Origin of the sequence: Bradyrhizobium sp. CCGUVB23 (assembly GCF_024199885.1) — a bacterium.
In the GTDB taxonomy this organism is placed as follows: domain Bacteria; phylum Pseudomonadota; class Alphaproteobacteria; order Rhizobiales; family Xanthobacteraceae; genus Bradyrhizobium.
In genome coordinates this window covers 3,311,045-3,331,033 of record NZ_JANADQ010000001.1, presented here as the reverse complement: position 1 = coordinate 3,331,033, position 19,989 = coordinate 3,311,045, and the positions used below count along the sequence as shown (strand labels likewise).

Below are 19,989 nucleotides of genomic sequence, written 5' to 3'. Positions count from 1 at the left end.
GGACCCATACCGCGGAATCTATCGATTGGGGACGGTAGGAGTACCGAACGACGAATCTTCGCCAAACCACTTCCTGGGCTAATGGGTCCTGGCTTTCGCCAGGACGACGATGAGGAGATGGCGGGAATTACGTCGCCGGCGCCGCCGCGCGCCTACAACGCCACGCTGCGCAGCCCAAACGACCGTGCTTCGTTCTGCAGCACAGGCCGCACCGCATCGATCAGCCGTGCGGCGGCCGCATCGACTGACAGCCCCGCGGTATCCACCACCGCAGTCGCCCGCGAATAGAGCGGCTCGCGGCTCACCAATATGTTGCGCAGCTCCGTCATCGCCGAGCGGTCGTCCGCCATCGGCCGCAGGTCGCCCTGGCGGCGCACCCGGGCCATGTGCTCCTCCGGCTCGGCCTTCAGCCAGATCGTGTAGAACGAGGACAGGATCTGGTCGAAGGTCAGCGGCTCCGAGACGATGCCGCCGCCGGTCGCGAGCACCATCAACTCGTGGCGCGCGAGGAGCTGTTGCAGCGCCGCCTGCTCCATGCGGCGAAAGCCTTCCTGGCCGTAGAGCGCGATGATCTCGGCGATCGAAAGCCCGTTCTGCTCCTCGATCGCCTTGTTGAGCTCGACGAAGCTCCAGCCGATCTTTTTCGCCAGGATCTTTCCGAGCGTGGACTTGCCGGCGCCGCGCAGGCCGATCAGCGCGATACCGCAGAACGGCGCGCGCCGCGGCGCCGACGCGCTGCCGCCGGCGAGCAGGTCCTTGGCCTGCGCGATCTGGCCAGGCGTCGCCTTGCGCAGGAGGTCGCGGAACATCTGCCAGTCCGGCACCGGCTCGATCGTCGGCAGGAGGTCTTCCAGATGCGCGCCCATCGCGTTCGACACGCGCCTGAGCAGCACGATCGAGACATTGCCTTTGCCGCTCTCGAGCTGGGCGATGTAGCGTTCGGAAATGCCGGACACCTTGGCGAGCACTTTTCGCGACATGCCGCGCAGCGCGCGCATGGTGCGCACGCGCTGGCCAAGCTGTTCGAGGAATTGGGATTCGGCGTCGGGACTTTCGGTCATTTGCCTTCTTTTAGCGGATGTCCGGCGGCGCATTTGTCGGAAACATAATGCCTGATGGCATTGACAGCAAGCCGACGGAGTGTCTTTCTATGAATTATAATTCAAAATTCGGGGGAGAAGTCCGTGAGCGAGGGATCCTACAACGCGGTGACCTGGCTGCTCGACCGTAACGTCGCGGAGGGCAGGGGTAACAAGCTCGTCTTCGACGACACCGTCTCCCGCCTGACCTATGGCGAGCTCCAGAAACAGACGCGCCGCGCAGCCAACATGCTGCGCCGTCTCGGCGTTCGCCGCGAGGAGCGCGTGGCGATGATCATGCTCGACACGATCGATTTCCCGATCGTGTTTCTGGGCGCGATTCGCGCCGGCATCGTGCCGGTGCCGCTCAACACGCTGCTGACTGCGGAGCAATACGCCTACATCCTCGCCGACTGCCGCGCGCGCGTGCTGTTCGTCTCCGAGGCGCTCTATCCCGTCATCAAGGACATCGTCGGCCGCATGCCGGATCTCGAGCATGTCGTCGTCTCCGGCAACAAGCAGAACGGTCACAAGCAGCTTGCCGAAGAGCTCGCGGGCGAGAGCGATGATTTCGCCACTGCCGCGACGCATCCGGACGAGCCGGCGTTCTGGCTCTATTCGTCCGGTTCGACCGGCATGCCCAAGGGCGTGCGCCATCTGCACTCGAACTTGCAGGCGACCGCGGACACCTATGCCAAGCAGGTGCTCGGCATCCGCGAGGATGACGTGTGTCTGTCAGCCGCAAAACTGTTCTTCGCCTATGGCCTCGGCAATGCGCTGACCTTTCCGATGTCGGTCGGCGCCACCACTGTGCTGAACACCGAGCGGCCGACGCCGGCGCGCATGTTCGAGCTGATGAACAAGTACAACCCGACCATCTTCTATGGCGTGCCGACACTGTTCGCGGCCATGCTCAACGACGAGGCCGGCAAGCAGGAACGCGGCGGCAAGAAGCTTCGCATTTGCACCTCGGCCGGCGAGGCGCTGCCGGAATCCGTCGGCAATAGCTGGAAGGCGCGCTTCGGCGTCGACATCCTCGACGGCGTCGGTTCGACCGAGCTGTTGCACATCTTCCTGTCGAATGCGCCCGGCGATATCAAATACGGATCATCCGGCAAGCCGGTGCCGGGCTATGCGGTGCGGCTGGTGAACGAGGCCGGCCAGGACGTGCCTGACGGCGAGGTCGGCGAGCTCCTGGTCGATGCACCCTCGGCCGGTGAAGGCTACTGGAACCAGCGCCACAAGAGCCGCCGCACCTTCGAAGGTCCGTGGACGCGCACCGGCGATAAATATGTCCGCGACGCCGAGGGCCGCTACACCTTCTGCGGACGCTCCGACGACATGTTCAAGGTCTCCGGCATCTGGGTGTCGCCGTTCGAGGTCGAGAGCGCGCTGATCACACACCCGGCCGTGCTGGAAGCCGCCGTCGTGCCCGAGGCCGATCCGGAGGGCCTGTTGAAGCCGAAGGCATTCGTCGTGCTGCGCCCCGGCGCAAAGACCAGCGATCTCCAGGAGATGCTGAAGGAGCACGTCAAGCAGAAGATCGGCCCCTGGAAATATCCGCGCTGGATCGACGTGGTGGAGTCATTGCCGAAGACGGCCACCGGCAAGATCCAGCGCTTCAAGCTGCGCGACGGGGCTAATTGACGAGTTCGTCATTCCGGGGCGATGCGAAGCATCGAACCCGGAATCTCGAGCGGCAAACGACAATCTCGAGATTCCGGATCAGCTCGCGTTACGAGCAGTCCGGAATGACGGAATGAACGGGAACGACAGCATGGCCAACCTCACCCCCACAGGCTTCCTCACCATCGGCGGGGCCAGCCTCGAATACAAATGGCTCGCACCGCGCGCCGCGGATGCGCCCACCATCGTCATGCTGCACGAAGGCCTCGGCTCGGTCGGGCAGTGGGGAGATTTTCCGGAAAAACTGCAAGCGGCGACCGGCGCCGGCATCTTCCTCTATTCCCGCGCCGGCTATGGTCAGTCGAGTCCCGTGACGCTGCCGCGGCCGCTGGACTACATGCATCGCGAGGCGCTGGACGTGCTGCCGAAGCTGCTCGATGCGATCGGCTTCAAGCGCGGCCTGTTGCTCGGCCATTCCGACGGCGCGTCGATCGCAACTATTTACGCCGGTTCACATCAGGACCATCGCCTGCAAGGCATCGCGCTGATCGCACCGCATTTCATCGTCGAGGACATCTCGGTGAAGTCGATCGCCGAGATCAAGACGGTTTACGAGACCACTGATCTAAGAGTGAAACTGGCGCGCTGGCACAAGGATGTCGACAATGCCTTCCGTGGCTGGAACGGCGCCTGGCTCGATCCCAAATTTCGCAACTGGGATATTTCCGAGTACCTTGCCTATATCCGCGTACCGGTCCTCATGGTGCAAGGTGTGGATGACCAGTATGGCACCATGCGACAGGTCGAGATTGCGCAGGAAGAATGTTATTGTCCGGTAGATTTGAAAGTCATTTCAGAGGCGGGGCACGCTCCGCATCGTGAAGCGCCTGGGGCGACGCTTGACGCTATTGCAGAATTTGCCCGGGCGGCCTTGCGCGCCGACCAGGGCCTTGAGGGACATGCCGCATGAATCATCGGAGGCTCCGCTCCGATGACTGCGCGACCATCCGCGGGCGGCTCCTTGCCATGGCCGCAATGGGCCTATGTGCCCGGCGAAACCGACCTCGACGCCGATTGCGAGACGCTCGACATCGCCAAGGCGCTGGTGCCGCCGGCGTTCCGCGGCTATGTCCCGGCACGGCATCCGGCGCTGCGCTATGGGCTCGAGCTCAACGATCGCGGCTACTTCTGGGAATCGCAGGAGATCCTGGAAGCGGTGTGGGCGGCGGCTCCCCAGCGCGGCCGCGAGCGCATCCTGCTCCGCGCCTGCATCTATGTCGCCAACGCGAACTTGCGGCTGCGCATCGTCAGGCCGCATTCGGCCTCGCGCCTGTTCGGCGAGGCTCTGGAGGAACTGGGCGAGCTCCGGACACGCAAGGCGTCCGCCGGCGGGGACGGCTTCGTCGACCGCTTTCCGACCGAGGCGCTGGTTGCTCGTCTCCAAGCCAAACTCGGCCGTCCCCAGCTGTCCAAGGCTGATTGGGTCCCACTCGGGACGATTCCGCGTTCCTGAGCAATCATGAAGCAAAATGCATATATGGTCCGCGGAGGACTAGACGCGCCCAAAAAGATGCATTATTGTGCATGTAACGGTTAAAACCAGACGCGCATAATCAAGCTCAAGGGTGGCCCATGGCCGGGGAAGATCGTCGCCTCGCAGGCGGTGCGAAATTCATCGATTTCCAGACCGATCCGTCGCGCTACCGGCACTGGAAGCTCGCGATCGACGGCGACGTTGCGACGCTGACCATGGACGTCGACGAGAATGGCGGCCTGTTCGAGGGCTACCTGCTCAAGCTCAATTCCTACGACCTCGGCGTCGACATCGAGCTCGCGGATGCGATCCAGCGGCTGCGCTTCGAGCACCCGGAAGTGAAGGTCGTGCTGATGCGCTCGGCCAAGAACCGCGTGTTCTGCGCCGGCGCCAACATCCGCATGCTCGCCGGCTCCACCCACGCCCACAAGGTCAACTTCTGCAAGTTCACCAACGAGACCCGCAACGGCATGGAGGACTCCTCGGAGAATTCCGGCCAGCGTTTCATCACCGTCGTGAACGGCTCGGCCGCCGGTGGCGGTTATGAGCTCGCGCTCGCAACTGACCACATCATCCTTGCCGATGACGGCTCTTCTGCTGTTGCATTGCCCGAAGTGCCGCTGCTCGCGGTGCTGCCGGGTACCGGCGGGCTCACGCGCGTCGTCGACAAGCGCAAGGTGCGCCGCGACCATGCCGATTTCTTCTGCACCATCGAGGAAGGCGTGAAGGGCAAACGCGCCGTCGCCTGGCGGCTGGTCGACGAGATCGCACCGAACTCGAAGCTGGAAGCGAGGATTGGCGAGCGCGCCAAGGAGTTTGCAGCGTCATCCAAGCGCAAGGGCAGCGGCCAGGGCATTGCGCTCACCCCGCTCAAGCGCATCATCGACGAGACCAGCATCCGCTACGGCTTCGTCAGCGTCGATATCGATCGCACTGCCCGCATCGCCACCATCTCGATCAAGGCGCCGGAGGCTGCACCGCCAGCCGACATCGACGGCATCCTGGCGCAGGGCGCGTCCTTCTGGCCGCTCCAGGTGGCGCGCGAGCTCGATGACGCGATCCTGCACCTGCGCATCAACGAGCTCGAGATCGCGATGCTCGTGTTCAAGAGCCATGGCGAGCGCGCCCATGTGCTTGCGTCCGATGCCTTCCTCGAAGCCAACAAGGCGCACTGGCTGGTCAACGAGATCCGCCACTACTGGAAGCGCGTGCTCAAGCGCATCGATGTCACCTCGCGCACGCTGGTGACGCTGGTCGAGCCCGGCTCCTGCTTCGCCGGCACGCTGGCCGAGCTCGTGTTCGCCGCCGATCGCTCCTACATGCTGATCGGCACGCGCCAGGGCGACAACCGCCCACCGCCCTCGATCGAACTTTCCGCGATGAATTTCGGTCCCTATCCGATGAGTCATGGGCTGACCCGTCTGCAATCGCGATTCCAGGCCGATCCGTCCGATGTGGAGCGCGCGGAAGCCACCGTCGGCACCAGCCTCGACGCCGAGGAGGCCGAGGAGCTCGGCCTCGTCACCTTCGCGCTCGATGACATCGACTGGGATGACGAGGTCCGCGTGTTCCTCGAGGAGCGCGCGAGCTTCTCGCCCGACAGCCTCACCGGCATGGAAGCCAGCCTGCGCTTCGTCGGTCCGGAGACGATGGAGTCAAAAATCTTCGCGCGCCTGACCGCGTGGCAGAACTGGATCTTCCAGCGCCCGAACGCGGTCGGCGAGGAGGGCGCGCTGCGCCGCTACGGCAGCGGCCAGAAGCCGAAATTCGATATGACGCGGGTGTAACTCTCATGTCCCGGGCGCGCCGCGGCACGAAGTGACGCTGCGCAGAACCGGGACCCACGTGGACAAGACAATAGGTCCCGGCTCAGCAGCGCATCGCTTCGCGCTGCACTGCGTCCGGGACATGAGACGGACAAGGAGCACGGCCATGAACATGAACATCATGAACGTCGACTACTCGACCAAGATTCCCAACAACGTGAATCTCGCCGAAGACCGCCAGGTGCTGAAGGCGCTGGAAGGCTGGCATCCCGGCTACATGGACTGGTGGAGCGACATGGGCCCGGACGGCTTCCAGGAATCGCTGGTTTACTTGCGCACCGCTTACTCCGTCGATCCGCGCGGCTGGGCCAAGTTCGACTATGTGCGCATGCCCGACTATCGCTGGGGCATCCTGCTTGCGCCGCAGGAGGAGAACCGCGTCGTGCCGTTCGGCGAGCGCTATGGCGAGCCGGCCTGGCAGGAGGTCCCTGGCGAGCATCGCGCGATGCTGCGCCGCCTGATCGTGATCCAGGGCGACACCGAGCCCGCCTCGGTCGAACAGCAGCGTCACCTCGGCAAGACCGCGCCCTCGCTCTACGACATGCGCAACCTGTTCCAGGTCAATGTCGAGGAAGGCCGTCACCTCTGGGCGATGGTCTATCTGCTGCAGAAATATTTCGGCCGCGACGGCCGCGAGGAGGCGGACGAACTCCTGCGCCGCCGCTCCGGCGATGCGGACGCGCCGCGCATGCTGGGCGCCTTCAACGAGGCGACGCCGGACTGGCTGTCCTTCTTCATGTTCACCTATTTCACCGACCGCGACGGCAAGATGCAGCTGCACTCACTGGCGCAGTCGGGCTTCGATCCGTTGTCGCGCACCTGCCGCTTCATGCTGACCGAAGAAGCGCATCACATGTTCGTCGGCGAGACCGGCATCACCCGCGTGGTGCAGCGGACCTGCGAGGCGATGAGCGAGGCGGGCATCTCCGATCCCACCGACATCGCCAAGGTGCGAGCGCTCGGCGTCATCGACCTGCCGACCATCCAGAAGAAGCTGAACCTGCACTATTCGCTGTCGCTCGACCTGTTCGGCTCGGAGGTGTCGACCAACGCCGCCAACGCGTTCAACGCCGGCATCAAGGGCCGCTACAAGGAAACGTCGATCGAGGACGATCACCAGCTCAAGAGTGCGACCTACCCGGTCATGAAGTTCGTCGACGGCCAGATCAAGATGGTCGACGAGCCCGCGCTGACCGCGCTCAACATGCGGCTGCGCGACGACTACACCCAGGACTGTGTCAAGGGCATGCTGCGCTGGAACAAGGTGATCTCGACGGCCGGCTTTGACTTCAAGCTGACGGTGCCGCACGTTACCTTCCATCGTCACATCGGCGAGTTCAAGGATGTGCACGCGACGCCCGAGGGCATCCTGATCGACGACGCCACCTGGGCCAAGCGCAGGGACGACTGGCTGCCGTCAACAAACGACGGCGATTTCATTGCCTCCCTGATGAAGCCCGTCACCGAGATCGGCCAATTCGCCTCCTGGATCTCGCCGCCGAAAGTCGGCATCGACAACAAGCCCGGCGATTTCGAGTACGTGAAGATCGAGTCGTAAGGGCTCAGTGCCGCGCGGTCAGGGGCTAACACCCTTGCAACATTGAAGCTGTCATCACCCGCGAAAGCGGGTGATCCAGTGCTCCACAGACAGTGACGTATGCCGAGAAGCCGCGGCGTACTGGATGCCCCGGTCTATACATCAAGCCGGGGCATGACAGCGAATATTGGGTGAGCGTACGGCCCGGGCCGTAAGCAGCTTGGTCGAAAACTGCCCTCAGCTATCCCACCCGTCTCCTTTGATCCCCGCATTCGCGTAGACGATGCCGCCGTCGACCGCGATGGTCGCGCCGACCACGTAGTCGCCGGCGCGCGAGGCGAGATAGATCGCCGCACCCGCCATGTCCTCGTCGGTGCCGATCCGGCCCGCGGGCACGCGGGTTGCGACCTCGTCGCCGTGGTCGCGCGCGGCGCGGTTCATGTCCGATTTGAACGGGCCCGGCGCGATCGCCGTGACAACGATGTGATCGGGGATCAGCTTCACCGCCATCCGCCGCGTCAGGTGGATCAGCCCGGCCTTGCTCGCCGCATAAGAATACGTCTCCATCGGATTGACGAAGATGCCGTCGATTGAGGCGATGTTGATCACCTTCGCCGGCCGCCGTGCGGACGCCGCCGCACGCAAGGGGCCGGCGAGCGCCTTGGTCAGGAAGAACGGCGACTTGACGTTCAAATTCATCACCTTGTCCCAGCCGCTCTCCGGGAATTCGTCGAACTCCGCGCCCCAGGCTGCGCCTGCATTGTTGACGAGGATGTCGAGCTTGGGTTCGCGCTTCTTGATCTCGCCTGCCAGCATCTCGACGCCGGCGAGGTTGGAGATGTCGATCGGCAGCGCGATGCATTCGCCGTCATATTGCGCGGACAGCTCGTTCGCAGTCGCTTCGCAGGCCGCCGCCTTGCGCGCCGTGATGTAGACTTTTGCCGCGCCCTGGCTGAGGAAGCCTGCCGCGATCATCTTGCCGATGCCGCGCGACCCGCCGGTGACGAGCGCGATGCGGCCCTTGAGTGAGAACAGATCCGTGAACATGACGTCTCCCTTGGTTGCCGCTCGTTGTGGGCGGGGTGATGGGGGGAGTCAAGGAAGTGCAGCTGCCTGACCCGCGCTCCTTCGGAGCGCTCCTCAGGATGAGGTCGGAGTAACTGGATCAATTTAAGCCGCCGCAAACCGGCGGAAGCCGTTCCACATCGCAGTGGCGGCGCCCGAAGTCAGCACTGGCAGGATGCGGGCGTCCTGGTAATTGCCGTTGAGCGAGACGCGCGGCAGTGCGGTCGGGTGGCCGGCATTCTCGGCGAACAGCATGCCCGGGCGCGTCGTCACGGCGGTCTTGAAGCCGCTCGCCGCGGCCAGCGCGAATTCGCGATTCCCCGCGGCATGCCGGTCGCCATAGGGATAGGCGAAGTGCTGCACGGGGCGGCCGAGCGCGTGCTCGATCCGCACGCGGCTCGCCGCCATCTCCCGCGCGACGATCTCCTCGCTCTGCTTGGCGAGATTGCAATGGGTGATGGTATGGGCGCCGATCGCGACTTGCGAATCCGCGGCCAGCGCCTTCAGCTCGTCCCAGGACAGGCAGAGGTCGCGGCAGAGCGCTGGCATGCCGACATCATACCTCGCGCAGAGCGTGGTGATCTCGCGCTGGAGGTCGTGCTCGCCCGGCAACGCGCGCAGCCAGTCATGCAGGCGGTCGAATGCCGCCTGCTTCGCCGGCGCGGTCGTGGCATCGAGACGCAATGCGGCGTTGCCGATTTGCACCTCGACATGGCTCGCCTTGGCAATGACGGCCTCGAGCGCGATCCACCAGAGACGTCCGGTGCCCTCGGCGAAATCGGTCGCGACATAGATGGTGGAAGGTGCGCCGAATTCGCGCAGCACGGGGAGCGCAAAATCCCGGTTGTCGCGGTAGCCGTCGTCGAGCGTGAAGGCGGCGAAGCGGCGGGTGAACCGGCCCTGCACCAGCCGCTCATGCAATTCGTCCATCGAGACGATGTCGATGTCGTGCGAACGCAGATGGCGCAGCGTGGTGCGCAGGAAGTCCGGCGTGACCTCGAGATGCCGATTGGGCTGAAACGCATCCTCCCGGGGCGGCCGCACATGGTGCAGCATGAAAATCGCGCCGACGCCGGCGAGCAGCGGCCGCAGCAGGTGGTGCGCCCCGCTGAAATAGAGTGCTTCCAGCCCGACGCGGATGACGTTGTTGCGCAGTTGTTTCATTGAAGGCTGGTTGACCCCGGCATTCCACGGTCAACCTAGGGGGGAACCCTTGAAGAAAAAGTTAGTCCGGTTGCTCACCCCAAGCCTTCACAACGCCGCCATTTCCGGTTTGACAGCCCGCCAAGGGTTTGTTTTGTCTCCGGTTCCAGAGTTCGGGTCGTCGAATGCAGAAGCTTTTCAGGTGGGCCAGCAAATGGTGGCCGGGATTGATCCCCTTGGCCGTCATGTGGGGAATTGCGGCCTGGAATAACACCTTGCCGCTGGAGGCCGACCTCTCCGCCCGATCCGCCGCCGCCCTGAAAAATACCGTCCTGGACAAGACCCGGATCGCGGTGGCCGGCCGCGACGTCAGTTTTGCCGCCGAAGCGTTCTCGGAGGAGGGCCGCCGCGACGCCGTCATGGCGGTCGAAACCGTGCCGGGCGTGCGCCTGGTCGACGACCAGACCCGGCTGGTTCCCGAGGCCAAGCCTTTCGTCTGGAATGCGGAACGGGACGTCGTCCGGGTCACCCTGTCCGGCAGCGCGCCGCTGCCGGGGGTCAAGGGCCGGCTGATGGAGGCCGCCCGCAAGGACCTCGGCGGCATCGAGGTCGCCGATCAGATGGGATTGGCGCGCGGCGCGCCGCCGCGCTTCGAGAATGCCGCGATGCTCCTGCTCGACCAGGTCGGCAAGCTCAAGGACGGCAAGATCACGATCTCCGATACCAACGTCAGCCTGTCCGGCATGGCGCGCGAGCTCGGCGGCCGCGAAGCCATTGCGGCGGCGTTGAAGAATTTGCCGGAGGGTTTTTCGGTCGCGACCAACGACATCAAGGCGCCGCCTTACATCTTCCAGGCCTACAAGGATCCGGTCGCGGCCACCGTGACGCTGACCGGCTACGTGCCCGACAACACCATCCACGCGGCCATCGCCACGGCGGCTGGGCGAAAATTCTTCGGCGAGAAGATCGTCGACAATCTCAAGGCCAGTGTCGGCGCGCCTGCTTCGTTCGGCAATTCGGTGGTCGCCGCGCTTGGCGCATTGTCCCGGCTCTCGACCGGCACGCTGGTTGTGACGGATCGCGAGGTCAAGCTGTCGGGCGATGCGCTCTACGAGGGCGCGGCCGCCGATATCCGCGCAGGCCTTGGCAAGGATTTTCCCAAGACCTGGCAGTACAAGCCGGAAATCACGGTGAAGCCTGCCGCAGGTCCGGTCGACGGCACGGTCTGTCAGCAGCTGTTCTCCGAGCTCCTGACCAAGGGCAAGATCCGCTTCGAGCCGAAGCGCGCCACGATCGACCCGGATTCCGCAGGCCTGCTCGATCACCTCATCGAAACGGCGCTGCGCTGCCCGAACGCCATCATCGAGGTCGCCGGCCACACCGATTCCGACGGCGAGGACGCCTTCAACCAGGCGCTGTCGGAGAAGCGCGCCCAGGCCGTGATCGACTATCTCGTCAGGGCGGGCCTTCCGGCCGATCGCTTCACGGCGGTCGGCTATGGCAGCACGCAGCCGGTCGCCGGCAACGATACCGACGAAGGCAAGGCACAAAACCGCCGCATCGAATTTCTGGTGAGATGACATGTCCTTTCTGCTGTCGTTCCATTGGGGTTGGCTGGTCGGATCGCTGCTGCTCGGGCTGGCGATGGGATGGATCTCGGTGGTCCAGCGCGGTAGCGGCACCTCGAAGGTGCTGGCCCGCTGGCTTGCGGTCCTCGTGGCCGCGTTGGTCGCGGTCTCGCTCGCCCGCGTGGTCCCCGGCCGTTTCGGCTACTGGCTCGACCTCGGCCTTGTCATGTTCGGCTGCTATCTCGTCGGCTGCACCATTGGCGCCTGCCTGCGCAACTGGGTCGTCTCGCGTAGCGCACCCGCGGCCTGAGCTTTGCGCTTGCACCCGTGCCTATCCGCAAGGCGCGTTGACTGTCCCAGTGGCTGCGCCTTGGGCGCCGCACACGGCCACGGCGCTTCGGTGCATGCCAAAACTGCGTCCCGCCTTGCCTTTCCGCCGCCGATCGAAGGCCCGAAGATTGACGCCGGCTTAAGCCGCGGTGGAACATTGCCCCGGGCGAGATCATCAAAACTTCACGGCCCGTACGCAGGATCGCGATAGAGATTCGGCAACGGCCGTCGCGGAAAAGAACCAAACGGTGCAGGGCAAACGCGGGTACCCGCCTAAAATATTGAAGAAACGCGTTTTTGTGCTTATTGGCGAATTCCACTCCGGCTCAAAACGCGCTACTGGAGGGGTGGGGGGCAAGCGCGAAACTGGAGCCGGCGCCAAGGGTTCGCCGACTGCCTGTTCGTTTGCCACTTCGCGGCCGCCACGGCCGCGGAAGCGTAGTTCGAGGTCTAGATGCTGGAAGCCATACGCAGGGCGATGACGTTGCTGCGCCAGAAGCAAATCCTGCATAAGCTTGGCGTCGTGATCAGCGTGACGGTCATCGGCATCGCTTGCTACGTGCTTTACCACATGCTGCGCGGCATCGACTTCAACGAGGTGGTCGAGGCGATCAAGAGCACCGAGCCGAGCCAGATCGCGATGGCGGCGCTGTTCGTGGCCGCCGGCTATTTCACCCTGACCTTCTACGATCTGTTTGCGACGCGCGCGATCGGCCACGCCCACGTTCCCTACCGCATCAATGCGCTCGCCGCCTTCACCAGCTACTCGATCGGTCACAATGTCGGCGCCAGCGTCTTCACCGGCGGCGCGGTGCGCTATCGCATCTACTCGGCCTGGGGCCTCAATGCGATCGACGTCGCCAAGATCTGCTTCCTCGCCGGCCTGACCTTCTGGCTCGGCAACGCCGCGGTGCTCGGCCTCGGGATCAGCTATCACCCCGAAGCCGCGGCCTCGATCGACCAGCTGCCGCCCTGGCTCAACCGGCTGGTCGCGATGGCGATCATCGTCGCGCTGGTCGCCTATGTCGTCTGGGTCTGGACCCAGCCGCGCGTGGTCGGTCGTGGTCCCTGGACGGTGGTGCTGCCGGGCGGGCCGCTGACGCTGCTCCAGATCGCGATCGGCATCGTCGATCTCGGCTTCTGCGCGCTCGCGATGTACGTGCTGGTTCCGGACGAGCCCAATCTCGGCTTCGTCGTGGTCGCGGTGATCTTCGTGTCCGCCACGCTGCTCGGCTTCGCCAGCCACTCTCCCGGCGGGCTCGGCGTGTTCGATGCGGCCATGCTGGTCGGGTTGTGGCAGATGGACCGTGAGGAGCTCCTTGGGGGAATGCTCCTGTTCCGCGTCCTCTATTATCTTTCGCCCTTTGTCATATCTGTAATCTTGCTGACGTTTCGAGAGGTTATTATCGGCGCCCGATCCAAACGCCTGCAACAGGCGGCCCTCAAGCTCGATCCCGGCCCTGCGCGCGAAGCCGCTTATGTGAGAGAGCGCAGCGACAAGAGCGCCTGACCGGCCGACAATTCCTAAGGAGAAGCCTGCCCCGATGGCGATCGACGCCCACCCTTCTCCCTCGGTCCAGCCCTGGTCCGACCGGCTGCGGCATTCTGCGATCATCCTGATCGCGGCGGCGCTGGCGCTGTCGGTGGTGGTCTCGCTCGGGGAATTGTCGGTGACGCGGGCGGTCGCGGTCTTCCTCTGCATCGCGGCCGCGGCGCTGATCCCCTGGCGACTGCACGATACCGCAGCCTCGCGCGACGACGTCCGCCGCATCAACCCGGTCGAAAGCGCAGCGGTAGCCGCGGTGGTCTCGGGCATGCCGGACCCGGCCGTGCTGCTCGACCGCGCCGGGCGCGTCATCCATCTCAATGCCGCCGCAGCCCAGCTTGCGCCGGCGCTGCGCAAGAACGAGCTCGCCCAGTTCGCGTTGCGCTCGCCCGAGATCATCACTGCGCTGCGCGAGGCGATCGCTACATCCGAGCCACGCCGCGCCGATTATCTCGATCACGTTCCGGTCGATCGCTGGATGGAGCTGATCATCACGCCGGTCCCGGTGCCGACCACGTTCGGCGGCGCCGACAAATGCATGTTGATGACCTTCCATGACCAGACGCCGCTGCGCCGGGTCGAGGAGATGCGCGCCGATTTCGTCGCCAATGCCAGCCACGAGCTGCGCACGCCGCTGGCCGCGCTCTCCGGCTTCATCGATACGCTTCAGGGCCAGGCCAAGGATGATCCGAAGGCGCGCGAGCGCTTCCTCGGCATCATGCACACCCAGGCGACGCGCATGGCGCGGCTGATCGACGATCTGCTGTCGCTGTCGCGGGTGGAATTGTCGGCGCATGTGCGGCCCGACACGCTGGTCGATGTCGTGCCGATCATCCGCCAGGTCGCCGACGGGCTCGAACCGCTGGCGCGCGAGCGGCAGGTGGACGTCGAGATCGATCTGCCGGAGACGGCGGTGATGATCGCGGGCGACCGCGAGGAGCTGTTGCGCCTGTTCGAGAACCTGATCGAGAATGCGCTGAAATACGGCGCCTCGGGCGGGCGGGTGATCGTCTCGCTCACCATGGTCACTGCGGCCGACGGCTCGCCGGAGATCCGCGTCATGGTGCGCGACTTCGGGCCCGGGATTGCACCGGAACACCTGCCGCGGCTGACCGAGCGCTTCTATCGGGTTGACGTCGGCGACAGTCGCTCGCAGGGCGGGACGGGCCTCGGATTATCGCTGGTGAAACATATTGTTAACCGGCATCGCGGCCGGCTTTTGATCGAAAGCGTGCTCAAACAGGGCGCCACTTTCACCGCCTGTTTTCCCCAGGCGAAGCCCCCGGCTTCGAGCTGAAATCAAAGTTATTTCAGTAACTTAAGCCTGTCATCCGACTGTCACGAAACCTTCGTAAAAGCACTACCGACCGCTCCTAAAGGGGCGGCGCGGGAGCGCGATCGGGCGCGCATGGCGCTTCGCTCCCCCTATGGAGACCAGCATGAATTTCATCAAAACTATCGTCGCTGCTGGCCTGGTGGCCGCATCGACGTCGGCCTTCGCTGCCGATATCACCGGCGCCGGTGCGACCTTCCCGTTCCCGATCTATTCGAAGTGGGCTGACGCCTACAAGAAGGAGACCGGCAACGGTCTGAACTACCAGTCGATCGGCTCCGGCGGCGGCATCAAGCAGATCCAGGCCAAGACGGTGACCTTCGGCGCGACCGACGCTCCGCTCAAGGCCGAGCAACTCGACAAGGACGGTCTCGCGCAGTGGCCGATGGTCATGGGCGCCATCGTTCCCGTGGTCAACATCGAGGGCGTGAAGGCCGGCGAACTGGTGTTCGACGGCGAGACGCTCGCCAGCGTCTATCTCGGCAAGATCACCAAGTGGGATGATCCGGCCATCAAGAAGCTCAATCCGAACGTGAAGCTGCCCTCCGAGGCGATCACGGTCGTGCGCCGCTCCGACGGTTCGGGCACCACCTTCAACTTCACCAACTATCTCTCCAAGGCCAGCGCGGACTGGAAGAGCAAGGTCGGCGAGGGCACGGCCGTCGAATGGCCGGTCGGCGTCGGCGCCAAGGGCAACGAAGGCGTGTCCGGCAACATCAGCCAGACCAAGAACTCGATCGGCTATGTCGAGTACGCCTATGCCAAGCAGAACAAGCTGACCTACACCGGTCTCGTCAACAAGGCCGGCAAGCCGGTGCAGCCGACCGTCGAGGCGTTCCAGGCGGCCGCGTCCAACGCCGACTGGTCCAAGGCGCCCGGCTATTACGTGATCCTGACCGACCAGCCCGGCGACAAGTCCTGGCCGATCACCGCGGCGACCTTCATCCTCATGCACAAGGATGCGACCGACAAGGCGGCCTCGCAGGAAGCCATCAAGTTCTTCCGCTGGGCCTTCAAGAACGGCGGCAAGGCGGCCGAGGAGCTCGACTACATCCCGATGCCGGACAGCGTCGTCCAGCTGATCGAGAAGACCTGGGCTGCCGAGATCAAGAGCTGAGATGCTTGTGTCCCGGACGCGGTGCGGCATGAAATGCCGCGCCGCTGAGCCGGGACCATCACAACTTCGGCCCCGGATCAGCGTCGCACCGCTTCGCGCTGCGCCGCATCCGGGGCACGAGACCGACAACAGGCGCAACTTAATTGGTGCAGGGGATCGGCGTGGCAGAGATGGCCGTTCAGAGCGATATCGTCGACGACGCCGGACCATATGACCGCGCCAAGGCCTTGAGCGCGTTCAAGCTCGGCGACATGACCTTCTACTGGATCACGCGGCTCAGCGCGATCTCGGTGCTCCTGATCTTAGGGGGCATCATCCTGTCGCTGATCGTCGGCGCCTTCCCGGCGATCAGGGAATACGGCCTTTCGTTCCTGTGGACGCAGCGCTGGGCGCCCTCGGCCGATCCGCCCGTGCTCGGCGCACTCGGGCCGATGTACGGCACGCTCGTTACCTCCTTCATCGCGATGCTGATCGCCATCCCCGTTGGGCTCGGGATTGCGATCTTCCTCACCGAGCTCTGCCCGCAATGGCTGCGCCGCCCGATCGGCATGGCGGTCGAGCTGCTCGCCGGCATTCCCTCGATCATCTACGGCATGTGGGGTTTCTTTGTGCTGGGTCCGTTCCTGGCCAACACATTCCAGCCCTTCATGATCAAGCTGTTCGACGGCGTTCCCGTGCTGGGCGCGATCTTCGCCGGCCCGCCGTCCTATCTCAGCCTGTTCAACGCCTCGCTGATCCTGGCGATCATGGTGCTGCCCTTCATCACCTCGATCTCGGTCGACGTGTTCAAGACCGTGCCGCCGGTCCTGAAGGAAGCCGCCTATGGCGTCGGCTGCACCACCTGGGAGGTCGTGCGCAGCGTGGTGATCCCCTATACGCGTGTCGGCATCATCGGCGGGGTCATGCTGGCACTCGGCCGCGCGCTCGGCGAGACCATGGCGGTGACCTTCATCATCGGCAACTCCTTCCGTATCTCCTCCTCGATCTTCGCGCCGGGCACCACGATCTCAGCGGCGATCGCATCCGAGTTCGCCGAAAGCGACGGCCTGCACCAGTCCGGCCTGATCCTGCTCGGCCTCCTGCTGTTCGTACTCACGTTCTTCGTGCTGGCCGGTGCGCGGCTGATGCTGCTGCGGCTGGAACAGAAGGCGGGGAAGTGACGCCATGAACCCGATCTACGCACGCCGCCGCCGCAAGGACATCGTGATCCGCGGGCTCTGCATCGCAGCCGCCGCCTTCGGTGTGACCTGGCTCGCGCTGATCCTGATCACGCTGCTCTACAACGGCCTCACCGGTCTGAACCTTCAGCTCTTCGTCGCGGACACTCCGCCTCCGGGCTCGACCGAAGGCGGCCTGCGCAATGCCATCATCGGTTCGATCATCATGACCGTGATCGGCGTCGGCATCGGCGCGCCGCTCGGCCTGTTCGCCGGCACCTATCTCGCCGAGTACGGCCGCAACGACAAGCTGACCTCGGTGATCCGCTTCATCAACGACATCCTGCTCAGCGCGCCCTCGATCATCATCGGCCTGTTCATCTATGGCGCGGTGGTGGTGCCGATGCGCGGCTTCTCCGCGATCGCCGGCTCCCTCGCGCTGGCCGTCATCGTGATCCCGGTGGTGCTGCGCACGACCGAGGACATGCTGCTGCTGGTGCCGAACGCGCTGCGCGAAGCGGCCTCCGCGCTCGGCCTGCCGCGCTCGCTGGTGATCAAGCGGATCGCCTACCGCGCGGCGCGCTCCGGCCTCATCACCGGTGTGCTGCTCGCGACCGCCCGCGTTGCCGGTGAGACCGCGCCGCTGCTGTTCACCGCCTTGTCGAACCAGTTCTTCAGCCTCAGCCTGAACAAGACGATGGCGAATCTGCCGGTCACCATCAACAATTTCGTGCAGAGCCCCTACGCCTACTGGAAGCAGCTGGCCTGGAGCGGGGCGCTGCTGATCACCCTGACCGTGCTTGCCCTGAACATTGGCGCGCGCATTCTTGGCGCCGAGAGGACTGCAAAATGAGCGATCTGTCCGTTTCCGTAAGTTCCACCGGACGTCAGGCGTCGCCGACGCTGCCTGAGGCTCCGGCCAAGGTGACGGTGCGCAACCTCAATTTCTATTACGGCGAGCACCACGCGCTGAAGAACATCAACCTGACGCTCGGCACCAACCGCGTTACGGCGTTCATCGGTCCGTCGGGCTGCGGCAAGTCGACCCTGCTGCGCATCTTCAACCGGATGTACGATCTCTATCCGGGCCAGCGCGCCACCGGTCAGCTCATGCTCGACCAGACCAACATCCTCGACACCAAGCTCGACCTCAATCTGCTGCGCGCTCGCGTCGGCATGGTGTTCCAGAAGCCGACGCCGTTCCCGATGACGATCTACGAGAACATCGCCTTCGGCATCCGCCTCTATGAGAAGATCTCCAAGTCCGAGATGGACGACCGGGTCGAGAAGGCGCTGCGCGGCGGCGCGCTGTGGAACGAGGTCAAGGACAAGCTCAACGCCTCCGGCCTGTCGCTCTCCGGCGGCCAGCAGCAGCGTCTCTGTATCGCCCGCACCGTTGCGGTGCGTCCTGAGGTGATCCTGTTCGACGAGCCCTGCTCGGCGCTCGATCCGATCTCGACCGCCAAGGTCGAGGAGCTTATCCAGGAGCTCGCAGAGAACTACACGATCGCGATCGTCACCCACAACATGCAGCAGGCGGCGCGCGTCTCCGACAAGACCGCCTTCATGTATCTTGGCGAGTTGATCGAGTTCGACGAGACCAGCAAGATCTTCACGTCGCCCAGCGACCGGCGCACCCAGGACTACATCACCGGCCGCTTCGGCTGAGGAGACAGGAAATGGCTTCTGAACATACCGCAAAGGCCTTCGACACCGACCTCCAGGAGCTCACGCGGCTCGTTGCGGAGATGGGCGGCCTTGCCGAGCGCATGATCGTCGATTCCGTCGATGCGCTGATCCGCCGTGACGTCGCTCTCGGCCAGCGCGTGGTGGCGACCGACGCCGAGATCGACGCGCTCCAGAAGAAGATCGAGGAGCGCGCCGTGCTCACGATCGCGCGCCGGCAGCCGATGGCGGTCGACCTGCGCGAGATCGTCGGCGCCATGCGCGTTGCGACCGATCTGGAGCGGATCGGCGACCTCGCCAAGAACATGGGCAAGCGCGTCGCCGCGCTGGAAACCGATTTCCATCCGCTGAAGCTGTTCCGCGGCCTGGAACACATGACCGACCTCGTGCAGCAGCAGGTCAAGTCGGTGCTGGACGCCTATGCCGCGCATGACCTGCCGGCGGCGATGATGGTGTGGAAGGGCGACGAGGAGGTCGACGCGATCTGCACCTCGCTGTTCCGCGAGCTCCTCACCTACATGATGGAGGATCCGCGCAACATCTCGTTCTGCATCCATTTGATGTTCTGCGCCAAGAACATCGAGCGGATTGGCGACCATGCGACCAACATCGCCGAGACCGTCTTCTACATGATCGAAGGTCAGGCCATCGCGGACAAGCGGCCGAAGGGCGATATGACGACCTTCGCCACGACCGTGCCGAACACTTAAGGAGCGACGACGCCATGGGCGCACGCATTCTGGTTGTTGAGGACGAGGAAGCGCTGACCGAGCTGTTGCGCTACAACCTCGAAGGCGACGGCTACGATGTCGAGACGGTGATGCGCGGCGACGACGCCGACACCCGCCTCAAGGAGCACATTCCCGACCTGATCGTGCTCGACTGGATGCTGCCGGGACTGTCCGGCATCGAGCTGTGCCGCAGGCTTCGCGCCAGGCCCGAGACCAAGCAGCTGCCGATCATCATGCTCACCGCGCGCGGTGAGGAGAGCGAGCGGGTGCGCGGGCTTGCGACCGGCGCCGACGACTACATCGTCAAGCCGTTCTCGGTGCCCGAATTGCTCGCGCGCGTGAAAGGCCTGCTCCGGCGTGCAAGCCCCGAGCGGCTCGCGACCATACTCGCCTTTGGCGACATCGAGCTCGACCGCGAGAAGCGCCGCGTGGCGCGCTCCGGTCGGCCGATCGACCTCGGCCCGACCGAATATCGCCTCCTGGAGTTCTTCCTGGAGCATCCCGGCCGGGTGTTCTCGCGCGAGCAGCTGCTCGACAGCGTCTGGGGCCGCGACATCTATATCGACGAGCGCACCGTCGACGTCCACATCGGCCGCCTGCGCAAGCTGCTCAATCTCGGTCGCGAGCAGGACCCGATCCGCACCGTCCGTGGCGCCGGCTACGCGCTGGATGATCGTTTCGCGAAGGCGGAGCAGACGTAAAAAAGCGCGC

General features: G+C 64.6%; 18 protein-coding genes. 15 read left to right on the top strand and 3 right to left on the bottom strand.

Annotated features, from left to right (window positions below):
• Nucleotides 1-152 precede the first annotated feature (152 nt).
• A complete protein-coding gene (locus NLN62_RS15215) occupies nt 153-1,094 on the bottom strand; it encodes a helix-turn-helix transcriptional regulator (RefSeq protein ID WP_256575919.1) in 942 nt (313 codons plus the stop codon).
• 90 nt (nt 1,095-1,184) lie between these two features.
• Here NLN62_RS15215 and NLN62_RS15210 point away from each other — a divergent pair, with 90 nt between their 5' ends.
• The 5 genes from NLN62_RS15210 to boxB all read left to right on the top strand — a co-directional run bounded on the left by NLN62_RS15210 (nt 1,185) and on the right by boxB (nt 7,623).
• A complete protein-coding gene (locus tag NLN62_RS15210) occupies nt 1,185-2,726 on the top strand; it encodes a benzoate-CoA ligase family protein (RefSeq protein ID WP_254109289.1) in 1,542 nt (513 codons plus the stop codon).
• A 112-nt stretch (nt 2,727-2,838) separates the two neighbouring features.
• The gene (locus tag NLN62_RS15205) at nt 2,839-3,675 is read left to right on the top strand and encodes an alpha/beta fold hydrolase (RefSeq protein ID WP_254109288.1); all 837 of its coding nucleotides are present in this window, start codon (nt 2,839-2,841) and stop codon (nt 3,673-3,675) included.
• A gap of 21 nt (nt 3,676-3,696) precedes the next feature.
• On the top strand, nt 3,697-4,218 hold the full coding sequence (locus NLN62_RS15200; RefSeq protein ID WP_027521529.1) for a DUF309 domain-containing protein: 522 nt from the start codon (nt 3,697-3,699) through the stop codon (nt 4,216-4,218).
• 119 nt (nt 4,219-4,337) lie between these two features.
• On the top strand, nt 4,338-6,026 hold the full coding sequence (boxC, locus tag NLN62_RS15195; protein WP_254109287.1) for a 2,3-epoxybenzoyl-CoA dihydrolase: 1,689 nt from the start codon (nt 4,338-4,340) through the stop codon (nt 6,024-6,026).
• Between the two features lie 145 nt (nt 6,027-6,171).
• A complete protein-coding gene (boxB, locus tag NLN62_RS15190; protein ID WP_027521527.1) occupies nt 6,172-7,623 on the top strand; it encodes a benzoyl-CoA 2,3-epoxidase subunit BoxB in 1,452 nt (483 codons plus the stop codon).
• A 216-nt stretch (nt 7,624-7,839) separates the two neighbouring features.
• On the opposite strand, the gene NLN62_RS15185 is transcribed toward boxB, so the two are convergent.
• Nucleotides 7,840-8,649 (bottom strand): SDR family oxidoreductase, encoded by an 810-nt coding sequence (locus NLN62_RS15185; RefSeq protein WP_254109286.1) that lies wholly within the window; start codon nt 8,647-8,649, stop codon nt 7,840-7,842.
• A 123-nt stretch (nt 8,650-8,772) separates the two neighbouring features.
• Nucleotides 8,773-9,831, bottom strand: a complete 1,059-nt coding sequence (locus NLN62_RS15180) for a polysaccharide deacetylase family protein (protein ID WP_254109285.1) — start codon at nt 9,829-9,831, stop codon at nt 8,773-8,775.
• A 164-nt stretch (nt 9,832-9,995) separates the two neighbouring features.
• Between NLN62_RS15180 and NLN62_RS15175 the strand changes: the two genes are divergently transcribed.
• From NLN62_RS15175 to phoB, 10 genes are all read left to right on the top strand, one after another.
• Nucleotides 9,996-11,390 (top strand): OmpA family protein, encoded by a 1,395-nt coding sequence (locus NLN62_RS15175; protein ID WP_254109284.1) that lies wholly within the window; start codon nt 9,996-9,998, stop codon nt 11,388-11,390.
• 1 nt (nt 11,391) lies between these two features.
• Nucleotides 11,392-11,688, top strand: a complete 297-nt coding sequence (locus tag NLN62_RS15170) for a hypothetical protein (RefSeq protein WP_027521523.1) — start codon at nt 11,392-11,394, stop codon at nt 11,686-11,688.
• A gap of 474 nt (nt 11,689-12,162) precedes the next feature.
• A complete protein-coding gene (locus NLN62_RS15165) occupies nt 12,163-13,218 on the top strand; it encodes a lysylphosphatidylglycerol synthase domain-containing protein (RefSeq protein WP_027521522.1) in 1,056 nt (351 codons plus the stop codon).
• Between the two features lie 34 nt (nt 13,219-13,252).
• Nucleotides 13,253-14,551, top strand: a complete 1,299-nt coding sequence (locus NLN62_RS15160) for an ATP-binding protein (protein ID WP_027521521.1) — start codon at nt 13,253-13,255, stop codon at nt 14,549-14,551.
• A 142-nt stretch (nt 14,552-14,693) separates the two neighbouring features.
• The gene (gene pstS, locus NLN62_RS15155; RefSeq protein ID WP_027521520.1) at nt 14,694-15,704 is read left to right on the top strand and encodes a phosphate ABC transporter substrate-binding protein PstS; all 1,011 of its coding nucleotides are present in this window, start codon (nt 14,694-14,696) and stop codon (nt 15,702-15,704) included.
• A gap of 170 nt (nt 15,705-15,874) precedes the next feature.
• Entirely contained in the window at nt 15,875-16,864 is a 990-nt protein-coding gene (gene pstC, locus NLN62_RS15150; RefSeq protein WP_027521519.1) for a phosphate ABC transporter permease subunit PstC, read from the top strand.
• A gap of 4 nt (nt 16,865-16,868) precedes the next feature.
• Nucleotides 16,869-17,714, top strand: a complete 846-nt coding sequence (gene pstA / locus NLN62_RS15145) for a phosphate ABC transporter permease PstA (protein ID WP_027521518.1) — start codon at nt 16,869-16,871, stop codon at nt 17,712-17,714.
• Nucleotides 17,711-18,529, top strand: coding sequence for a phosphate ABC transporter ATP-binding protein PstB (gene pstB / locus NLN62_RS15140; RefSeq protein ID WP_027521517.1), 819 nt, complete (start codon nt 17,711-17,713; stop codon nt 18,527-18,529). Before pstA ends, pstB begins: the two co-directional genes overlap by 4 nt.
• 11 nt (nt 18,530-18,540) lie before the next feature.
• Complete coding sequence (gene phoU / locus NLN62_RS15135) at nt 18,541-19,257, top strand: phosphate signaling complex protein PhoU (protein WP_027521516.1); 717 nt, start codon at nt 18,541-18,543, stop codon at nt 19,255-19,257.
• 14 nt (nt 19,258-19,271) lie between these two features.
• Nucleotides 19,272-19,979, top strand: coding sequence for a phosphate regulon transcriptional regulator PhoB (gene phoB, locus NLN62_RS15130; protein ID WP_027521515.1), 708 nt, complete (start codon nt 19,272-19,274; stop codon nt 19,977-19,979).
• Nucleotides 19,980-19,989: the final 10 nt, after the last annotated feature.

Bases quoted from the DNA above. Each gene is read 5' to 3' on its own strand.
- NLN62_RS15205 (WP_254109288.1), top strand. From the start codon at position 2,839: ATGAACGGGAACGACAGCATGGCCAACCTCACCCCCACAGGCTTCCTC.
- phoB (WP_027521515.1), top strand. From the start codon at position 19,272: ATGGGCGCACGCATTCTGGTTGTTGAGGACGAGGAAGCGCTGACCGAG.
- NLN62_RS15185 (WP_254109286.1), bottom strand. From the start codon at position 8,649: ATGTTCACGGATCTGTTCTCACTCAAGGGCCGCATCGCGCTCGTCACC.
- pstC (WP_027521519.1), top strand. From the start codon at position 15,875: ATGGCCGTTCAGAGCGATATCGTCGACGACGCCGGACCATATGACCGC.
- phoU (WP_027521516.1), top strand. From the start codon at position 18,541: ATGGCTTCTGAACATACCGCAAAGGCCTTCGACACCGACCTCCAGGAG.
- NLN62_RS15170 (WP_027521523.1), top strand. From the start codon at position 11,392: ATGTCCTTTCTGCTGTCGTTCCATTGGGGTTGGCTGGTCGGATCGCTG.
- pstB (WP_027521517.1), top strand. From the start codon at position 17,711: ATGAGCGATCTGTCCGTTTCCGTAAGTTCCACCGGACGTCAGGCGTCG.
- NLN62_RS15200 (WP_027521529.1), top strand. From the start codon at position 3,697: ATGACTGCGCGACCATCCGCGGGCGGCTCCTTGCCATGGCCGCAATGG.
- NLN62_RS15165 (WP_027521522.1), top strand. From the start codon at position 12,163: ATGCTGGAAGCCATACGCAGGGCGATGACGTTGCTGCGCCAGAAGCAA.
- pstA (WP_027521518.1), top strand. From the start codon at position 16,869: ATGAACCCGATCTACGCACGCCGCCGCCGCAAGGACATCGTGATCCGC.
- NLN62_RS15180 (WP_254109285.1), bottom strand. From the start codon at position 9,831: ATGAAACAACTGCGCAACAACGTCATCCGCGTCGGGCTGGAAGCACTC.
- pstS (WP_027521520.1), top strand. From the start codon at position 14,694: ATGAATTTCATCAAAACTATCGTCGCTGCTGGCCTGGTGGCCGCATCG.
- NLN62_RS15175 (WP_254109284.1), top strand. From the start codon at position 9,996: ATGCAGAAGCTTTTCAGGTGGGCCAGCAAATGGTGGCCGGGATTGATC.
- NLN62_RS15160 (WP_027521521.1), top strand. From the start codon at position 13,253: ATGGCGATCGACGCCCACCCTTCTCCCTCGGTCCAGCCCTGGTCCGAC.
- NLN62_RS15215 (WP_256575919.1), bottom strand. From the start codon at position 1,094: ATGCGCCGCCGGACATCCGCTAAAAGAAGGCAAATGACCGAAAGTCCC.
- boxB (WP_027521527.1), top strand. From the start codon at position 6,172: ATGAACATGAACATCATGAACGTCGACTACTCGACCAAGATTCCCAAC.
- boxC (WP_254109287.1), top strand. From the start codon at position 4,338: ATGGCCGGGGAAGATCGTCGCCTCGCAGGCGGTGCGAAATTCATCGAT.